This is a genomic window from Shinella zoogloeoides (genome assembly GCF_022682305.1).
GTDB classification, from domain to species: Bacteria; Pseudomonadota; Alphaproteobacteria; order Rhizobiales; family Rhizobiaceae; genus Shinella; species Shinella zoogloeoides_B.
The window spans coordinates 866598-884098 of sequence record NZ_CP093528.1; the positions used below are offsets into that span (position 1 = coordinate 866598).

A 17501-nucleotide genomic window follows, 5' to 3' on the forward strand; every position below is an offset into this window, starting at 1 on the left:
CGGCGGCTTTCCCGCGCTGCCGTCAGGTGCCGCAGAACGTGGCGGTGACCTCTTCGCCCGGCTTCGGCGGCCCGGCGAAGGCGGAAAAGGCGGGCTGGTCCTCGTAGGGCCTTGCCAGCACGGCGTTCAGCGCCTCGAACAGCGAGAAATCGCCGTGGTCGACCGCCTCCGTCAGGGCTTCTTCTACCTTGTGGTTGCGCGGGATGAAGGCGGGGTTGACCCGGCGCATCGCGGCGGCGCGGGTCTGCGGCGGTGCGGTCTCCCGCGACAGCCGCTCGCGCCAGAGGGCGAGCCATGGTCCGAGCGCGGCGGGGTCTGCCAGAAGGCTTGCGAGGGCGCTGTCGGCCGTCTCGTTTTCCGCCGCGTCGGCGAGCCGGCGGAAGGCCAGCGTATAGTCGGCCTTCTCTTCGTAAAACGTGACGAGCAGGTCGCGGATGAGCGTCTGGTCGCCATCCTCCTCGTCGTCGCCAAGGCCGATCTTGGCGCGGATCGTCGTCTTCCAATGCGCCTGGAACCTGTCCATGAAGCGCGTGACGGCCGCGTTCGCGGCTTCCACCGCCCGGTCCTGGTCATCGTCGAGAATGGCGAGCAGCGCCTCGGCCAACCGGGCAATGTTCCATTGGCCGACCATCGGCTGGTTGCCGAAGGCATAGCGCCCGCCATGGTCGATGGAGGAGAAGACGGTGCGCGGGTCGTAGTGGTCCATGAAGGCGCAGGGGCCGAAATCGATCGTCTCGCCGGAGATCGTCATGTTGTCGGTGTTCATCACCCCATGGATGAAGCCGACGCCGAGCCATCTGGCGATCAGCGAGGCCTGCCGCCCGGCAACGGCGTCCAGCAGCGCGAGATAGGGTTTTTCCGCGCCCTTCAGTTCGGGATAGTGCCGGTCGATGACATGGTCCGCCAGCACGCGCACGTTCTGCGTATCGCCGCGTGCGGCAAAGAACTGGAAGGTGCCGACACGGATATGGCTTGCCGCCACGCGGGTGAGGATCGCGCCGGGCAGCACCCGGTCGCGATAGACCGGCTGGCCGCTGGCGACCGCCGCGAGCGCTCGCGTCGTCGGAATGCCGAGCGCATGCATCGCCTCACTGACGATATATTCGCGCAGCACCGGCCCGAGCGCGGCGCGCCCGTCGCCGCGGCGCGAATAGGGCGTCTGGCCCGCGCCCTTGAGCTGGATGTCGCGGCGCCGGCCGCTGCGGTCGATCACCTCGCCCAGAAGGATCGCCCGCCCGTCGCCGAGCTGCGGCACGAACTGGCCGAACTGGTGGCCGGCATAGGCCATGGCGAGCGGCAGCGCGCCGGGCAGCGGCGCGTTGCCGGAAAAATAGGCCGCGCCGTGCCGCTCCAGCGCATCGGCGTCGAGGCCGAGCTCGGCAGCCAGCGGCCGGTTGAAGGCGATCAGCCGGGGCGCTTCCACCGGCGTTGGATCGACGGGCGAGAAGAAGGCGTCCGGCAGGCGCGCATAGCTGTTGTCGAAGGGAATGGGGCGGGTCTTGTCCACCGCTGCCGTCGTTGTATCGCTCATGATCGTCCGTCCGTTGCGCCTTGCCTATCAGATAGGGCGTCGGAGGGCGGAGCGAAAGGTTCTCGGCGCCGCCCCTCCGTCCTACATCTTCCCCGCCACCTTGATCGCGAAGGCATATTCGAAGGCGATCTCCTCCAGCCGCTGGAAGCGGCCCGATGCGCCGCCATGGCCCGCGCCCATGTTCGTCTTGAGCAGGATCGGCTCGCTGCCGGTGGTCTTCTCGCGCAGCCGCGCCACCCACTTCGTCGGCTCCCAGTAGGTCACGCGCGGGTCGGTGAGACCGGAAAGGGCGAGGATGGCAGGGTAGGGCTTTGCCCCGACATTGTCATAGGGCGAGTAGCTCGCCATGAGCTGGTAGAAATCCTTGCTCTCGATGGGATTGCCCCATTCCGGCCATTCCGGCGGGGTCAGCGGCAGGGTGTCGTCCAGCATGGTGTTGAGCACGTCGACGAAGGGAACGGCCGCGATGATGCCGCCGAATTTCTCCGGCGCCATGTTGGCGACCGCGCCCATCAGCATGCCGCCGGCCGAGCCGCCTTCGGCGACGATGTTCGCGTAGGACGTGAACCTCTCTTGATTCAGATAGTCGGCCGCCGCGATGAAGTCCTTGAAGGTATTGGTCTTCTTGTCCATCTTGCCGTTTTCGTACCAGGCGAAGCCCTTGTCCTTGCCGCCGCGGATATGGGCGATGGCATAGACGAAGCCGCGGTCGGCGAGCGACAGGCAATTGGTGTTGAAGGAGGCCGGGATGGTGATGCCGTAGGCGCCGTAGCCGTAGAGCAGGCACGGGGCCGAGCCGTCGAGCGGCGTGTCCTTGCGGTAGAGCAGGGTGACCGGCACCTTTTCGCCGTCCCATGCGGGGGCGAAGACGCGGCGGGTGACGTAGTCGTCCGGGTTGTGGCCGGAGGGCACTTCCTGCGTCTTGAGAAGCCGGCGCTCGCGCGTCGCCATATTGTAGTCGAAGAGCTGCGAGGGCGTGGTCATCGAGGAGTAGGAGAAGCGGATGACGTCGGTGTCGTACTCCGCCGCGCCCGACAGGCCGAGCGAATAGGCTTCCTCGGCGAAGGCGATGGCGTGTTCCTCGCCGCTCATCCGGTCGCGCACCACGATGCGGGGAAGGCCCTCGTGACGCTCCAGCCAGACGAGGTGGCGGGCAAACGCCATGTGGTTGAGGATCAGCGTGCCGGGGCGATGCGGCACGACCTCGGTCCAGTTCTCGCGGCCGGGGGCGATCACCGGCGTCTGGCAGATCTTGAAGTCCTTCGCGCCGTCGGCATTGGTGAGGATGTAGAAGACGTCGCCGCCCTCCGTCATCGAATATTCGAGGCCCGTCTGGCGTGGCGCGACGAGGGCCGGGGCGGCGAACAGGTCCTTGGTGGAGAGCAGGCGGTATTCGCTCGTCTCGTGGTCGTGGATGTCGATATAGATGAAATCGTCGAGCAGCGAGCCGCCGACCGACATGAAGAAGCCTGCGTCCTTCTCCTCATAGACGAGGCGGTCGTTTTCCTGCCGCTCGCCGAGGATATGGTGGAAGATCTTCGAGGGGCGGTGGTTCTCGTCGAGCGCGGTGTAGAAGAAGCTCTTCGCATCCGGCGCCCACACGCCGCCGCCGCCGGAATTGACGATTTCGTCGGCATGGTCCTTGCCGGTTGCAAGGTCGCGCACCTTCAGCGTGAAATATTCCGAACCCTTGTCGTCATAGCCCCAGATGCCGACGGAATGATCGGTGGAGTGGTCTATGCCGGAAAGACGGAAATAGTCCTTGCCTTCCGCCTCGCTGTCGCCGTCCAGCAGGACGGTGCGCTCGCCGCCGTCGCGCGGCTCGCGGAAATAGCGCGGCTGCTCGCCGCCGGTGACAAAGGCGGTGCCGTAGGCGAAGGGGCCGTCCTTGACCGGCACGGAGCTGTCGTCCTCCTTGATGCGGCCGCGCATCTCGGAAAACAGCGTTTTCTGCAGCGCCGCGGTATCCGCCATGGCGGCGTTCATATAGGCGTTCTCCGCCTCCAGATGCGCGCGGATTTCCGGTTGCAGGATGGAGGGATCCTTGAACATCGCCTGCCAGTTCTCGTCGCGGAACCAGGCATAGTCGTCGGTGCGGGTGATGCCGTGGCGGGTGTCGGAGACGGGCTTCTTCGCGGCGAGGGGGGCGGCGGGCAGGTTTTTGAAGACGGACAAGATTTCACTCCGGCAAATCGGTAGGCGGGATCAAAGAGATAGAGAGACCCGCCCTTCGCATCAAGGCCGTGGCCGAAGGTTTGAGCGGCCGGTGGGGAAGGCGGTGTCGAAGGGGACGGAAGATTGCGGCGGACCCGTCGGGAGCGCCGTTGAAGGACCGATGGGGCGGCCGCTACAGGATCTGCGTATCGCCGCAGAAGATCGCACCGAGCGCGCCGACGAGCTGGCATGCCCGCTCGTCGGTCAGCCTGTAGAAGATCTGCTTGCCTTCACGGCGCGCGCTGACGATGCCGGCTTCACGCAGCACGTTAAGCTGCTGGGACAGGGTCGGCTGGTGGACGGCAAGCTTGTTTTCAAGCTCTCCGACCGAAGTCTCGCCTTCGGCGAGCTTACAGACAAGCAAAAGCCGCGCCGGGTGGGCCAATGTTTTCAGGAGACCGGAAATCCTGGCCGCCCGAATGGCCCTAGCCCGGGAGGCCGGCATAGCCTCACGGAATGGGATGATGACCACGGGATACTCCATACATTAGCAGTCTATTTTATATTATACGCGATTTTTAACGATCTTCCAGTGGTCAGCCGGGCAGGTTGCGCCGGGCCTTTCGTTTTGCCGGGCGCAGTTCATCGGCGATCGTCATGCCGATGATGGAGAGGGGAAGGGCGAGCATCGCGCCGGCTGCGCCCCACATCCAGGTCCAGAAGATGATGGCGGTGAAGATGAGGAAGGCGTTGACCTCCAGCCGCTTGCCCATCACCGCCGGCATGACGAGGTTTTCCATCGCGAGATGCACGAGGAAGAAGGCGAGCGCGGGCAGAAGACCCATCGCCAGCGTCTCGTGCGTCAGGAGACCGGCGGCGGCGAGCGCTATGGTCATCAGCGTCACGCCGAGGAACGGCACGAAGCTGGACAGGAAGGCGAAAAGCCCCCAGAGCGCGGGCATGGCCAGCCCTCCGCCCCAGGCGATGAGGGTGGCGGCAAGGCCCAGTCCGCCATAGACCAGCGCGGCGGTGGCGAAATAGTAGCCGAGCGCGCTGTCGATGGCGTTCATGATGCGGATGGCCGCCAGCCGTTGGCCGCGGCGGGGAAAGGCCATGATGAGCATCTGGCGCAGCTTCAGCCGCGCGGACAGGAAGAGCACGAGCGCGGCGAAGAAGATCATGGCCTGCAGCAGCGCCGGGGTGAGGCTTGCCGAAAGGATGCCGAGGATGCTGCCGGTGTTCTCCAGCACCTTCTCCACCGACATCTGCCCCGTCTCAAAGGTCTGCGCATGGAGGTTCAGCCAGCCGAAGCGGGAGAAGAGCGGGGTTATCCGGTCATAGGCGCCGCGCACGAGGTCCGGCGCGTTTGCGGCGAGTTGGGCGATCGGGTCGGCCAGCAGGCCGGCGATGAAGAACAGGCCGGTGCCGAAGAGGCCGGCCAGCAGCAGGGCCGTCGGCAGGGGAGGAATGCCGAGCGCATTCAGCTTCTCCGCCGCCACGCCGAGGATGAGGCCGGTGACGACGGCGAGGGAAAGCGGAATGAGGATCGGCGCCATCAGGTAGACGACGCCCATGGCCATGATCGAGAAGATGCCGATGGCCGCCCAGGCGGCGGCGATGTCCAGTCCGGAGCGGCGCGGCATCTCCCGCGAAGGGTCGTCCGTCGGGGCGGGACCGGCCTGCAGGAGGCGGCGTTCGGCGGGCTTTCCGGATACATCGTGCATGGTGCTTCCCCAGATTTCGCGCCGGAAACGCGCCGGGTGGCGGTAAGTTCCCGAAAGCAGGCATGAAACCTTGAGTCGCTTGCGACTTGTCGTCAAATCGACATAGTGCGCGTTAACCCGGTATTAACAGGGTCGGAATCGATGGCAGGAAGAGGAGGCAGAACGATGGATCGGCAAGGGACCGCGCGCCGTATCGCGCTGTTCGCGCTGGCACTTGCGCCGTTTTGCGCATCGCCCGCCCTGGCGCTCGACGCGCGCATTCGCGGACAACTGGAAAAGCTGACGCCGGAAGAGCGGCTGGAGCAGCGTTGCGACATGGAGGCCATGGACCGCATCGGCGGCGGCAAGGGCGGCTTCCGCCCGGACAAGGTGATCGCCTATGCGTTCGGTGATCCCAAGCTGGACGGCACGACCTTCAAGACGAAGGGCGCCGTCTTCCGCAGCAAGGGCGAGTGGTATCGCCTGTCCTATAAATGCGAGGCGAGCGAAGACCGGCTGGAGGTCAACGGCTTCAAGTACAGGATCGGCGAGCAGGTGCCGCATGAGGAGTGGGCGGCGCATTATCTCTACGACTGAGGTCGCGAGCGACGGGAGAGGGGCCGCAACCGGGCTCAGGCCGTAAGCTTCAGCCCGATGCCCCACGGATCAACCAGCGAGACCGTGTCGCCCGCGCGCGTCGTGGCGATCGACAGTTCGTCGAGCTTCTTCACGGCCGCATCCAGCTTTGCCCTGTCGTTGAAGCGGATCGTGTAGTCCGCAAGGCCGCTCATGCCGCCCTGCCGTTTCGGCTGTCCGCGCGAGTTCCAGACATTGGCCGCGACATGGTGATGGTACTTGCCGGTGGCGAAGAAGCTCGCGCCCGGATAGCGCGCCATGATGTCGAGGCCGAGCACGTCGTGGAAGAAGGCGTCGGCCTCGGGGATGTCGGAAACCTGCAGATGGATATGGCCGATGGCCGTGCCGTTTTCCTGGCCGTTCCAGCCGTCCTTCGGCGCTTCGTCGTAGAGTGCCTGCAGGTCGAGCCGGTGCGTCGCCATCTTCACCGTGCCATCGGGCACATAGGTCCATTCGGCGCGGTCGCGGTCCCGGTAGATCTCGATGCCGTTGCCTTCCGGGTCGTCGAGGTAGATCGCCTCGCTGACGAGATGGTCCGAGGCGCCGGTAAGGGGTACGTTGTTGTGCGCGGCGTGGGCGAGCCACCGGCCGAGTTCCCTGCGGTTCGGCACGAGGAACGCAGTGTGGAAGAGGCCGGGCGCGTTGCGCGGCGCGCGGGCGGCATTGCCGCCGGTCGTCAGGGTCAGGAGCGGCCGGCCGGCAACGCCGAGCGTCTCGCCGGAGGCCGCCTTTTCCAGCACCGAGAGGCCCATCGCCTGCTGGTAGAAGGCCGACACCATCGGCAGGTCGATCACGGTCAGATGCGAGTGGTCGACGAAGGCCGGCATGTCGACGGCATGGGTGGCGGTGCTGGTCATGGGGGCGGTCTCCGCGCGAATGGGGCCGGCCTTGCCGGCGGCGATGCCCGCGGCGGCTGCGCCGAGGAATGTCCGTCTGTCGAGGTCCGTCATGGTATGATCCCTGTTCCGGTTCCCTTCGGGGAACCGTTCTGTCGCAGGGAATATGATGCAACCGGATCGTTCAAGAAAGGCGGCGTTTCGGTGATTGACTGTCAATGCAGCATTGACGATCCGGCGGCGGGAACTTGATTCCGATCAATGCCGTTACAGGCCGGGAGTGCGAATTTCGCTGCATGTCGAAACGAAGGAGACCCGTATCGTGACGGACGTGGCGCATTACAAGGACATTCTTCTCACCCGCAAGCGCGAGCTTTACGGCCGGCTTCACAAGATCGAGAAGGATCTCGACACGCTGAAGAGCGGCGATAGCGGCGAGCGCGCCGTGGAGCGCGAGAACGACGAGGTGCTGGAGGAATTCGGCGTGACGGGCCTCAAGGAGCTGGAAGCCATCGACGCGGCGCTCGACCGCATCGCCGCCGGCACCTTCGGGACCTGCGCCAAGTGCGGCGAGCCGATCTCGCCCGCCCGCCTTGCCGCCGTGCCGCACGCGGCCCTTTGCGAAGAGTGCATCGCGCGGCAATAGTGTCTCACGCGGCAAAGATTCGTGATGGCCGCGCATCGCGCAACCCCTTGCCTCCACAGCGCAAACGCGCGACGATGATGCTGCAGTCATCGCGGGTGGACGAGCGTGGAAATCAAGGGCGTCAAGTGGAACTACGACCGGTATGAGGTCATCGCCGACGGCATCGTGCATGGTGTCGGCGTGGTCTTCGCGCTGGTCGGCGTCACCGCGCTCATCTTCTACGCCACGGTCTTCGCGACGAGCGGGCAACTGGCGGCGGCCTGGGTCTACGGCACGGGTCTCGTGCTCGCGCTGGCGATTTCCTTCGCCTACAATATCTGGCCCGTCTCGATGGTGAAGTGGCACCTGCGCCGCTTCGACCATTCGGCGATCTTCGTGCTGATCGCCGCCACCTACACGCCCTTCCTGCAGCGCGGCATCGAGGACCCGTTCCTCGCCGGCATGCTGGTCTTCATCTGGACGATGGCGGCCGGCGGCATCGCGCTGAAGTTCCTTTTCCCCGGCCGCTACGACAGGCTGGCGATCCTCATCTATCTCGCCATGGGCTGGGTCGGCGTCTTCGCCGCCGGGCCGCTGCTGGCGCATCTTTCGGTCACCACGCTCACGCTGATCGTGGTCGGCGGCGTGCTCTACTCGGTCGGCGTCATCTTCCATGTCTGGGAGGCGCTGCGCTTCCAGAACGCCATCTGGCACGGCTTCGTGGTGGCGGCGGCGGCCGTGCACTACTCGGCCGTCGTCTCAAGCGTCGTCTCGGGCGTCTAGACGATTATTGCGCCGCGGGCGCGGCGTCCTGCGCGCGCGTGCAGCCGCTCGCCGGCCGCAGCGACTTCACCAGCCTGCCGATGAAGGGCGCCATCTCCTTCTTCATCGACTTCGGATATTCCAGCACGAAGGAGGCGGCGGCATCGTCGCAGAGCGCGATGATCCGGTGATAGAGGATGGAGCCGGCCAGCGTGCCGGAAAGGCTCGCCCAGCCTGCCTCCTCCCGGTTGTAGCCGATATCCCAGCCCTCCCGGAGATAGGCCATGCGCCGGGTGGCCACCTCGTCCTCGAAGAGGCCGCCGTCAAGGAGGTTCCCCCAGACTAGGAGCCGCGCCTCGCCCTTCGCATAGGTCCGCCCGTCGCCACTGTCGGCTTCCTGCATCAGCGTGAAGCCCGGCGGAATCTCCACCGCAAAGCCCATGCGGGCGTTGACATAGGTCTCGGGAGATTGGGCGAAAGCGGCGGCGGGCAGGAGCAGCAGGAGGATCAGCAGAAAGCGGTGCACGGAAAATTCTCTTCGATGGCGTTTTGCGGATAACGGGCGGTGCCGGGCGTTTCATCGCGGGCTGGACAGCTTTCCCGCTCCTCCTGTATGCCATGGGGCAGAACCGGGGGGAACCATGGACATCACGATACGCGACGCCACGGAGGCCGACCTGCCCGGCGTCATGGACATCTACAACGATGCCGTCGCCCATACCACCGCGATCTGGAACGAGGCGGTGGTCGATCTCGACAACCGCAAGGCATGGTTCGCTGCCCGCCGTGAGCGCGGTTTTCCCGTCCTCGTGGCGGTGCGCGGCAGGCAGGTGATCGGCTATGCCTCCTATGGCGACTGGCGCGCCTTCGACGGCTACCGCCACACGGTCGAGCATTCCGTCTATGTGCACAAGGACGCGCGCGGCACCGGCACGGGCAAGCGTCTTCTGAAGGCGCTGATCGACCGGGCGGGCTTCAACGGCGTCCATGTCATGATCGCCGGCATCGAGGCGGAAAACACCGCGTCGATCCGGCTGCACGAAACGCTCGGCTTCCGCGTCGTCGGCCGGTTCAGCGAGGTCGGCATCAAGTTCGGCCGCTGGCTGGACCTGACCTGCATGGAGCTGAAGGTCCCGAAGCGGTGATCAGTCCTCGTCGAAGCTGAGCGCCACGCCGTTCATGCAATAGCGCAGGCCCGTCGGCGGCGGGCCGTCGGGGAAGACATGGCCGAGATGGGCGTCGCAATCCGCGCAGCGGATTTCCGTGCGCGTCATGCCGTAGGAATGGTCGGAATGGTCCGTCACCGCGCCCGGCTCGATCGGCTGGTAGAAGCTCGGCCAGCCGGTGCCGGAATTGTATTTCGCCTCGGAACGGTAGAGCGGCCTGTCGCAGCAGATGCAGCGATAGGTGCCCTTCTTGGACAGGTCGAAATCGGGGCTGGAAAAGGCCCGCTCCGTGCCGTGTTCGCGCGTGATGCGGAACTGCTCCGGCGTCAGAACCTGCCGCCATTCTTCCTTCGTTTTGTTGACCTTCAGCATCGTCGTCTCACCCATCGCGTTCTTCCGTTGCGCTATAGATAGGACGGGGATTGCGGCAAGACAATCGGCACCGCTTCTTGTAAAAGGCGGCGCTTCCTTCTATCCTCCATGGAGGATGTAATGGAGGAAAACATGCCTTTGAACATCAAGGACGAGAAGGCATATGCCCTTGCGCGCGAGCTGGCTGAAACGACCGGCGAAAGCCTCACTCGGGCCGTAAAAATATCCATCGAGGAGCGCCTTGTCCGGGTGCGGCAGGCGCATGTGCCGAGGCTCGCCGACCAGCTCGACCGCATCGCCCTCGACTGCGCGAGCCTGCCGGTGCACGATCCCCGTAGCGCCGATGAAATCCTGGGCTATGACGAGAGCGGCCTGCCGCGATGATCGTTCTTGATACGTCGGCGCTTGTCGCCATCCTGACGGACGAGCCGGAGCGGCGTGTCTTCAATGAGGCCATCGCGCGGGCGGCCGGACGTGTCATGAGTGCCGCGAGCCTGCTCGAGACGAAGATGGTGCTATTTGCCCGCTATGGCGGTTCGGGTGTCAATGCGCTCGATGCCTTTCTGCTGCGCGCCGATATCCGCATAGAGCCGGTCACGGCAGCACAGGCCGAGATCGCCTTCGATGCCTTCCGGCACTTCGGCCGCGGCACCGGCCATGCAGCGCACCTGAACTATGGCGACTGTTTTTCCTATGCATTAGCGCGTGAAAACGCCGCGCCTTTGCTGTTCAAGGGTGGCGATTTCGCACGAACCGACATAGAAACAGCGCTCTGACATTTCGAAGCCAACGACGGGCGAAGCCCGCAGACGGGGAGAGGGGATGACACCGGACACGATGGGCCTGACCTTTCTCGCCTTCTGTCTGCCGTTTCTCGGCGCGCTCGTCGCGCCCGTCCTCACGCGGCTCCTCGGCCATCGCGCCGCCTGGCCGCTGGCGCTCGTGCCCTTCGCCGTCTTCCTCCATTTCCTCGGCTTTAATGCGCAGATCGCACAGGGCGGCGTCGTCACCGGCGGCTATGCCTGGGTGCCGTCCTACAATGTCAGCTTCTCCTGGCTGATCGACGGCCTGTCGCTCGCCTTCCTGCTCCTGATCTCCGGCATCGGCACGTTGATCGTGCTCTATGCCGGCGGCTACCTGAAGGGGCATCCGCATCAGGGGCGGTTCTTCTCCTTCATCCTGATGTTCATGGGCTCGATGCTCGGTCTCGTCGCCTCCGACAGTTTTCTGATGCTCTTCGTCTTCTGGGAGCTGACCTCGATCACCTCCTTCCTGCTGATCGGCTTCGACCATGCGCGCGAAGCCTCGCGCCGGGCGGCGCTGCAGGCGCTGGTGGTGACGGGCGGGGGCGGGTTGTTCCTGCTCGCCGGGCTGCTCTTGCTGTGGGACGTCACCGACGTTACGCAGCTCTCGCTCCTGATGTCCCTGGGCGAGGAGGTGCGGGCAAGCCCCTTCTACCTGCCGCTGCTCTTCCTCGTCCTCGGCGGCGCCTTCACCAAGTCGGCGCAGTTCCCGTTCCATTTCTGGCTGCCGAACGCCATGGAAGCGCCGACGCCGGTATCCGCCTATCTCCATTCGGCGACCATGGTGAAGGCCGGCGTCTATCTCCTGATGCGGCTCAACCCGGTGATGGGCGGCACGCCGGCCTGGGAAACGATCCTGCCTGCATTCGGCGGCCTGACGCTGCTGTTCGGCGCGGTGCTCGCCGTCCGCCAGACCGATCTTAAGCTGATGCTCGCCTATACGACCGTCGCCTCGCTCGGGCTTCTGGTGATGCTGACCGGCTTCGGCTCGCAGCATGCGGTCGCGGCGGCGGCGCTCTATCTCGTCGCTCATTCGCTCTTCAAGGGCGCGCTCTTCATGGTCGCCGGCCTCATCGACCACGAGGCGGGAACGCGCGACATCACAAGGCTCGGCGGTCTTCGCCGCGCCATGCCCGTTACCTTCCTCGCCGCCCTGCTCGCGGCGCTCTCCATGGCGGGCCTGCCGCCCTTCTTCGGCTTCCTCGCCAAGGAGGAGGTCTATGCGGCGCTCGCCGGCGGCAGCCTGCGCGCCATCGCCTTCACGCTCGCCGCCATTATCGGCAACGGCCTGATGTTCGCCGTCGCCTTCGCCGTCGCGCTGAAACCCTTCCTCGGGGCGAAGGTCGAGACCCCGAGGCACGCGCATGAGGGGCCGGTGCTGCTGTGGATCGGGCCGATGCTGCTGGCGGCAAAGGGGCTGGTCATCGGCCTGTTCTCTGCGACCGCGCATGCGCTGCTGACCTCGCCGCTCGCTTCCGCCATTGCCGGCAAGCCCGAGACCGTCACCATTTCCGCCGTGCCCCATGCCGGCCCGGCGCTCGTCCTTTCGGCCGTCACCGTCGCCTTCGGTATTCTCGCTTATGTCTTCCTCGACAAAATCCGCGCGGCGGCGGGCCGGCTGGTCGAGGATATCGGCTGGGGACCGGACAGGGGTTTCGACCAGGCAATGGCCGGGCTGGTGCGCGGCGCAACGTCCATCAGCCGCCTGACGCAGCCGGGCCACATGGAATTCTACATGACGGCGACCTTTGCGGTGATCGCGCTGGCGCTGCTGACGCCGCCCGCCGTCTACGGCGAGTGGCCGCGCCTGCCGGTCTGGCCGGCCGGTATGCCTTTCCATGAGACGGCGGTTATGGTGCTCGCCGTCATCGGCATCGGCGCGGTGCTGACGGCGAACACGCGTCTGACGGCCATCGTCGCGCTCGGCATCCAGGGGTTCTGCGTTGCGCTGCTCTTCCTGCTTTTCGGCGCGCCGGACCTCGCCTTCACCCAGTTCATGATCGAGACGCTGTCGGTCGTCATCCTGGCGCTCGTCATGACGCGTCTGAAGCTGACGCCGCGCGATCATCGCCCCCTGCGGGAAAAGATACCGGATGTCACCATCGCCATCGCCTGCGGCCTCGGCTTCTCGCTCTATCTGCTGAAGGTCACGCAGGGCCGCTTCGACACGGCGCTCACGGATTTCTTCAACCTCTATTCGAAGACGATCGCCCACGGCGCCAATGTGGTGAATGTCATCATCGTCGATTTCCGCGGCACGGATACGCTGGGCGAGATCGCCGTCGTCATGGTGACGGGGCTGGCGATCCTGTCGATCGTCCGCATCCGCAAGGGCGGCGAGAGGGGGCAGCCATGAACACGCTGATCTTCCGTACCGTCGCCCCCTTCCTCACCGCGCTGATGGTGCTCTTCTCCCTTTTCGTCCTGCTGCGTGGCCATAACGAGCCGGGCGGGGGCTTCATCGGCGGGCTGATCGCCGTATCGGCGCTCGCGATCTTCGGCATCGCCAACGGTGTTGAGGCCGTGCGCCGGGCGCTGTGGTTCCATCCGATGGCGATTTCCGCCTTCGGCCTGGCCATGGCCGCCGTCGCGGGCCTTCTGTCGGTCTTTTCCGCCGTACCCTTCATGACGGGGCTGTGGATCTATCCGTCGGTGCTCGGCGTCGAGATTCCGCTCTCCAGCGTCATGCTGTTCGATACCGGCGTCTATCTCGTCGTGGTGGGGTCGATCACCTCTATCGCGTTGGCGCTCGAGGCGGGGGACGATATCTGATGGAAGTGCCCTTCGTCCTGCTCATCGGCCTGTTCTTCGCCGCCGCCGTCTACCTGATGCTGTCGAAGTTCCTGGTGCGCGTACTGCTCGGCGTCGTGCTGCTCGGCAATGCGGTGAACCTGCTGCTCTTTGCCAATGGCCGCATCCTGCGCGAGGTGCCGCCGATCATCCCGGCGGGCCATGACGTGCCGGCGGCGCTCACCGCCAATCCGCTGCCGCAGGCGCTGATCCTGACGGCCATCGTCATCTCCTTCTCCTTCTTCGCCTTCCTTCTCGTCCTCGTCTATCGCGCCTACCAGGATCTCGGCACCGACAACGGCAACGAGATGCGTCTGGCCGAGCCGGAGAACGATTCCCTTCCGCCGACCGGCTACTGACAGGAACCGCCCCGCCAATGGCCGCAACGCCCATCGATCTTTCCGCAGCCCTCGTCATGACGCCGGTCCTGGCCGCCGACTGGCTCGTGGTGCTGCCGCCCGTCTGGTGCCTGCTGTCGGGCGCGGTGTTGCTGATGCTGCGCAAGTCGCTGCGCCTGCAGGGTCTCCTCGCCGTGCCGGCGCTCGCCGTGCTCGTGCTCATGGATGCGCTGCTGCTGATGCATGTCTTCGCCAACGGCCCGGTCACCATGGTCATGGGCCGCTGGCTTCCGCCCTTCGGCATCGCGTTCACGGCGGACCTGACGGGCGTGCTCTTCGCGCTTGCCGGCGCGGTCGTGGCGCTGGCGGGGGCGGTGCATGCCCTGGGCGACGTCGACGGCACCGGCCGGCGCTACGGCTTCTACCCGTTCCTGCTGCTGCTGATGGCCGGCGTCTCGGGCGCCTTCCTCACCGGCGACATCTTCAACCTCTATGTCTGGTTCGAGGTGCTGCTGATCTCGTCCTTCGGCCTGATCACGCTCGGCTCCGAGCCGCGCCAGATCGACGGCGCGATCAAATACGCCTTCCTCAACCTCATCGCGACGACGCTCTTCCTCATCACGACCGGCTATCTCTACGGCATCTTCGGCACGCTCAACATGGCCGACATCGCCACCAAGGCGGCGGCCGGGCGCGAGGACCTGCCGCTGATGACGCTCGCCACGCTCTACCTTCTCGCCTTCGGCATGAAGGCGGCGGCCTTCCCGGTGAACTTCTGGCTACCGGCCTCCTACCACACGCCGCGCGTGGTGGTCTCGGCGCTGTTTTCGGGCCTGCTCACCAAGGTCGGCATCTATGCGCTGCTGCGTACGCTGGTCATGCTCTTTCCCGTCGAGCGGGAGGAGTTGAGCTTCGTCATCGCGCTTGCCGGCGCGGCCACCATGCTCCTCGGCGCGCTCGGCGCGCTCGGCCAGAGCGATATCCGCCGGCTGCTCGGCTATCTCGTCATTTCCGGCATCGGCGTCATGCTGGCGGGCCTTGCGCTCGGCAGCCCCGGCGGCATCGGCGGGGCGATCTTCTATGCGCTGCATTCCATGGTGGTCATGACGGCGCTCTACATGGCCGCCGGCCTTGCCGGAAGGCTCGCCGGTTCGTTCGATCTCAACCGGCTGGGCGGCCTTTATGCCCGCTCGGCGCTCTTTTCGGCGCTCTCGCTGGTGCTGTTCTTCGCCGTCTCCGGCCTGCCGCCGTTCTCCGGCTTCTGGCCCAAGGTCATGGTGGCCAAGGCGGCCATGGATATCGGCGCATGGTGGCTGACGGCGGCGGTCTTCCTCACCGGCTTCCTGACGACGATCGCGGTCGGCCGCGTCTTCCTCCTCGCCTATTGGCGTCCGGTGGGCGAGGCGCTGCCCGTCGTCGCCATTCCACCGAGCGCGCTGCTGCCGCTCGCCGCGCTGACGGCGCTCACCGTCCTCTTCGGCCTCTTCCCCGAGACGCTGCTTGCGGCCGTCCAGCAGGCGGCGCAGGGGCTTTCCGATCCGCGGACCTATGTCGGCTCCGTCTTCCCGGGGGGGAACTGACCATGCGGCCCGCCGTCGTCGTCACACTCTTCGCTCTCGTGTGGCTCGCCGTTTCCGGCAGCTTCACCGTGCCGAACCTCCTGCTCGGCCTCGTCGCCGGGGCGCTGTCGCTTGCGCTCATCCGCGGCCATATCCAGCCCGACGGCCGGCGCGTGCGGCCGCTGAAGCTGCTGTCGCTCGTCGTGCTGTTCATCAAGGAGCTGGCCCTGTCCGCCTGGAAGGTCGCCGTGCTGGTGGCCAGCCCGAAAATGCCGCTGAAGCCGGGCATCTTCGCCTTCCCGCTGACGGTCGACCGTGACTTCGAGATCACGCTGCTCGCCAACCTCATCACGCTGACGCCGGGCACGCTCTCCGTCGACGTCTCGCCGGACCGCAAGGTGCTCTACGTGCACGCCCTCGACTGCCCTGATCCCGTCAGCACCCGGCGCGACATCGCGAACGGCTTCGAGAAGAAGATACTGGAGGCCTTCCGCTGATGGGCGCTGAAACGATCATCTCCGCCGCTTCCGCCATCGCGCTCTTGCTGATGTGCGCGGCCTTCTTCCTCACAGCCTTCCGCGTCATCCGGGGGCCGACGCTACCGGACCGCATCGTGGCGCTCGACATGCTGGTCGCCATCGCCATCGGCTTCATCGCCGTCCTCGCCATCAAGACGGGCTTCAACCTCTATATCGATATCGCCATCGCGCTCGGCCTCGTCGGGTTCCTGGCGACCGTCGCCTTTGCGCGCTTCGTCATGCGCCAGGGCATGGAGCCGGGCGAGGAGGAGCCTGCGCCGGCCGCGGCGCGGCAGGGCCGGACCGGCGGCAAGCGGAGGGTGCGCCGATGATGGACCTCGTTCTCGCCCTCGCGGTGGGCGCCATGCTGGTGGCCGGCGGCGTCTTCACCTTCCTTGCGGCGCTGGGCCTCGTGCGCCTGCCGGATGTCTATACCCGCATGCACGCGGCCTCCAAGGCGGGCACGGTCGGCTCGGGCCTCATGCTCTTCGCGGCGGGCATCCACGCGCTGGATGTGGCGATTTTCACGCGTGCGCTCGCCGGCTTCGTCTTCTTCGTGCTCACGGCGCCGGTCGCCGCGCATCTGGTCGCCAAGGCCGCGCACGGGGCCGGCTATCGTCTGACGCGGCTGACCGTCATCGACGATATGCGTGAAGCGGAGCGGCGTGACGCCAAGAAGCGTTGAGAAACCGTTGAATTAAGAACCCCTAAACTTTATAATATCCTTCGGCTTTCAAAAGGGCGGATAACTTTCCTCGAAGGTATCTCCATGCATTGTTCAAAATAATACTGGACAATGAATTGGGGAATGATATTTCAGATGAAGTAAAGCATCCGGGTTGATTTGTCCTGTGTGCGGTTTTCCTGTCTAGGTTGAATTCGTGCCGTCGCTGCCTTCAAGGCGGTAAATATGTCGGCAAGAGATTCGGCCGGGCGGCTTCCGTTACGCTGAAAAATTATATTGACGACAAGAACCGGAACTTCCGAAGTCGTGCTGCCGGCGAGCATCGTTCTGCTGCAGGCATGCCGGGGGAGGAGGCTTTATCCGGAATTGAAGGACAGGGCCGATGGAAAGCACCATCGGCTTTCGCGTTGCTCGACAGGAGAAAGAAATGTCTGAATCAACCCTCGGCGCCAGCTCGAATCTGCTCGTGGAGCTCACGGCCGATATTGTTGCCGCCTATGTCGGCAACCATGTCGTGCCGGTTTCCGAGCTGCCGAGCCTGATCGCCGATGTGCACGCCGCGCTCAACAACACCACGCAGCCGGCCGCCGCCGTCGAGGCGCCCGTCGTCGCCGAGAAGCCGAAGCCGCCGGTGCCGGTGAAGAAGTCGGTACAGAGCGACTACATCATCTGCCTGGAGGACGGCCAGAAGTTCAAGTCGCTGAAGCGCCACCTCATGACCCATTACGGCATGACCCCGGAAGAGTACCGCGAGAAGTGGGACCTGCCGGCCGATTACCCGATGGTCGCCCCCGCCTATGCCGAAGCGCGTTCGCGCCTCGCCAAGGAAATGGGCCTCGGCCAGCGTCGCAAGGGCAAGTAAGCCCGCACGCCGGGAACGCGAAAAAAGGCCGGAGCCATGCGCTCCGGCCTTTTTCTTGCGCAATGATAAGGAATAAATCCCTATTTCGGGGATAAGAATTATAAATTAAGCTGGAAATTCAAGGAAGGGTTGCGGCTGGTCGCTTCATTCATCCTCGGTCC

The 17501-nt window shown here is 65.4% G+C and carries 21 protein-coding genes; 14 read left to right on the plus strand and 7 right to left on the minus strand.

Features of this window, described 5'->3' with window-relative positions; translation table 11 throughout:
• Nucleotides 1-22: 22 nt before the first annotated feature.
• The 4 genes from MOE34_RS04345 to MOE34_RS04360 all read right to left on the minus strand — a co-directional run bounded on the left by MOE34_RS04345 (nucleotide 23) and on the right by MOE34_RS04360 (nucleotide 5409).
• Nucleotides 23-1531, minus strand: a complete 1509-nt coding sequence (locus MOE34_RS04345) for a protein adenylyltransferase SelO (protein WP_242221360.1) — start codon at nucleotides 1529-1531, stop codon at nucleotides 23-25.
• 81 nt (nucleotides 1532-1612) lie between these two features.
• The gene (locus MOE34_RS04350) at nucleotides 1613-3706 is read right to left on the minus strand and encodes a S9 family peptidase (protein ID WP_242221361.1); all 2094 of its coding nucleotides are present in this window, start codon (nucleotides 3704-3706) and stop codon (nucleotides 1613-1615) included.
• 172 nt (nucleotides 3707-3878) lie between these two features.
• Nucleotides 3879-4190 carry an ArsR/SmtB family transcription factor gene (locus MOE34_RS04355; protein ID WP_242223749.1) on the minus strand — a complete coding sequence of 104 codons (312 nt, stop codon included), beginning with the start codon at nucleotides 4188-4190 and terminating at the stop codon, nucleotides 3879-3881.
• A 91-nt stretch (nucleotides 4191-4281) separates the two neighbouring features.
• Nucleotides 4282-5409 carry an AI-2E family transporter gene (locus MOE34_RS04360; RefSeq protein WP_242221362.1) on the minus strand — a complete coding sequence of 376 codons (1128 nt, stop codon included), beginning with the start codon at nucleotides 5407-5409 and terminating at the stop codon, nucleotides 4282-4284.
• Between the two features lie 165 nt (nucleotides 5410-5574).
• Here MOE34_RS04360 and MOE34_RS04365 point away from each other — a divergent pair, with 165 nt between their 5' ends.
• Nucleotides 5575-5985 carry a DUF930 domain-containing protein gene (locus MOE34_RS04365; RefSeq protein WP_242221364.1) on the plus strand — a complete coding sequence of 137 codons (411 nt, stop codon included), beginning with the start codon at nucleotides 5575-5577 and terminating at the stop codon, nucleotides 5983-5985.
• Nucleotides 5986-6020: 35 nt separating this feature from the next.
• Here MOE34_RS04365 and MOE34_RS04370 read toward each other — a convergent pair whose 3' ends face one another.
• The gene (locus MOE34_RS04370; protein ID WP_242223750.1) at nucleotides 6021-6881 is read right to left on the minus strand and encodes a VOC family protein; all 861 of its coding nucleotides are present in this window, start codon (nucleotides 6879-6881) and stop codon (nucleotides 6021-6023) included.
• Between the two features lie 301 nt (nucleotides 6882-7182).
• Between MOE34_RS04370 and MOE34_RS04375 the strand changes: the two genes are divergently transcribed.
• Together MOE34_RS04375 and trhA are read left to right on the plus strand one after the other, a co-directional pair.
• Complete coding sequence (locus MOE34_RS04375; protein WP_242221366.1) at nucleotides 7183-7506, plus strand: TraR/DksA family transcriptional regulator; 324 nt, start codon at nucleotides 7183-7185, stop codon at nucleotides 7504-7506.
• A 105-nt stretch (nucleotides 7507-7611) separates the two neighbouring features.
• Nucleotides 7612-8268, plus strand: a complete 657-nt coding sequence (gene trhA / locus MOE34_RS04380) for a PAQR family membrane homeostasis protein TrhA (RefSeq protein WP_242221368.1) — start codon at nucleotides 7612-7614, stop codon at nucleotides 8266-8268.
• Nucleotides 8269-8272: 4 nt separating this feature from the next.
• On the opposite strand, the gene MOE34_RS04385 is transcribed toward trhA, so the two are convergent.
• On the minus strand, nucleotides 8273-8773 hold the full coding sequence (locus MOE34_RS04385; RefSeq protein ID WP_242221370.1) for a hypothetical protein: 501 nt from the start codon (nucleotides 8771-8773) through the stop codon (nucleotides 8273-8275).
• A gap of 115 nt (nucleotides 8774-8888) precedes the next feature.
• Between MOE34_RS04385 and MOE34_RS04390 the strand changes: the two genes are divergently transcribed.
• Nucleotides 8889-9392 carry a GNAT family N-acetyltransferase gene (locus MOE34_RS04390; protein WP_242221372.1) on the plus strand — a complete coding sequence of 168 codons (504 nt, stop codon included), beginning with the start codon at nucleotides 8889-8891 and terminating at the stop codon, nucleotides 9390-9392.
• On the opposite strand, the gene msrB is transcribed toward MOE34_RS04390, so the two are convergent.
• On the minus strand, nucleotides 9393-9800 hold the full coding sequence (msrB, locus tag MOE34_RS04395; protein WP_242221374.1) for a peptide-methionine (R)-S-oxide reductase MsrB: 408 nt from the start codon (nucleotides 9798-9800) through the stop codon (nucleotides 9393-9395).
• A gap of 117 nt (nucleotides 9801-9917) precedes the next feature.
• Between msrB and MOE34_RS04400 the strand changes: the two genes are divergently transcribed.
• From MOE34_RS04400 to MOE34_RS04445, 10 genes are all read left to right on the plus strand, one after another.
• Entirely contained in the window at nucleotides 9918-10169 is a 252-nt protein-coding gene (locus tag MOE34_RS04400) for a type II toxin-antitoxin system VapB family antitoxin (RefSeq protein WP_242221376.1), read from the plus strand.
• Nucleotides 10166-10561, plus strand: a complete 396-nt coding sequence (locus MOE34_RS04405) for a type II toxin-antitoxin system VapC family toxin (RefSeq protein WP_242221378.1) — start codon at nucleotides 10166-10168, stop codon at nucleotides 10559-10561. The genes MOE34_RS04400 and MOE34_RS04405 overlap by 4 nt, the downstream gene beginning before the upstream one ends.
• 46 nt (nucleotides 10562-10607) lie before the next feature.
• Nucleotides 10608-12944 carry a putative monovalent cation/H+ antiporter subunit A gene (locus MOE34_RS04410; RefSeq protein WP_242221380.1) on the plus strand — a complete coding sequence of 779 codons (2337 nt, stop codon included), beginning with the start codon at nucleotides 10608-10610 and terminating at the stop codon, nucleotides 12942-12944.
• Entirely contained in the window at nucleotides 12941-13360 is a 420-nt protein-coding gene (locus tag MOE34_RS04415) for a Na(+)/H(+) antiporter subunit B (RefSeq protein ID WP_242221382.1), read from the plus strand. The genes MOE34_RS04410 and MOE34_RS04415 overlap by 4 nt, the downstream gene beginning before the upstream one ends.
• Complete coding sequence (locus tag MOE34_RS04420) at nucleotides 13360-13737, plus strand: Na+/H+ antiporter subunit C (RefSeq protein WP_242221384.1); 378 nt, start codon at nucleotides 13360-13362, stop codon at nucleotides 13735-13737. Before MOE34_RS04415 ends, MOE34_RS04420 begins: the two co-directional genes overlap by 1 nt.
• 17 nt (nucleotides 13738-13754) lie before the next feature.
• Entirely contained in the window at nucleotides 13755-15296 is a 1542-nt protein-coding gene (locus MOE34_RS04425) for a Na+/H+ antiporter subunit D (protein ID WP_242221386.1), read from the plus strand.
• Nucleotides 15297-15298: 2 nt separating this feature from the next.
• A complete protein-coding gene (locus tag MOE34_RS04430; protein WP_242221387.1) occupies nucleotides 15299-15772 on the plus strand; it encodes a Na+/H+ antiporter subunit E in 474 nt (157 codons plus the stop codon).
• Nucleotides 15772-16125, plus strand: a complete 354-nt coding sequence (locus tag MOE34_RS04435; protein WP_242221390.1) for a cation:proton antiporter — start codon at nucleotides 15772-15774, stop codon at nucleotides 16123-16125. The genes MOE34_RS04430 and MOE34_RS04435 overlap by 1 nt, the downstream gene beginning before the upstream one ends.
• Complete coding sequence (mnhG, locus tag MOE34_RS04440; protein ID WP_242221392.1) at nucleotides 16122-16478, plus strand: monovalent cation/H(+) antiporter subunit G; 357 nt, start codon at nucleotides 16122-16124, stop codon at nucleotides 16476-16478. The genes MOE34_RS04435 and mnhG overlap by 4 nt, the downstream gene beginning before the upstream one ends.
• Nucleotides 16479-16905: 427 nt before the next feature.
• Nucleotides 16906-17340: a MucR family transcriptional regulator gene (locus tag MOE34_RS04445; protein ID WP_242221394.1), complete on the plus strand. Its 435-nt coding sequence runs from the start codon at nucleotides 16906-16908 to the stop codon at nucleotides 17338-17340.
• The last annotated feature ends 161 nt before the right edge of the window (nucleotides 17341-17501 follow it).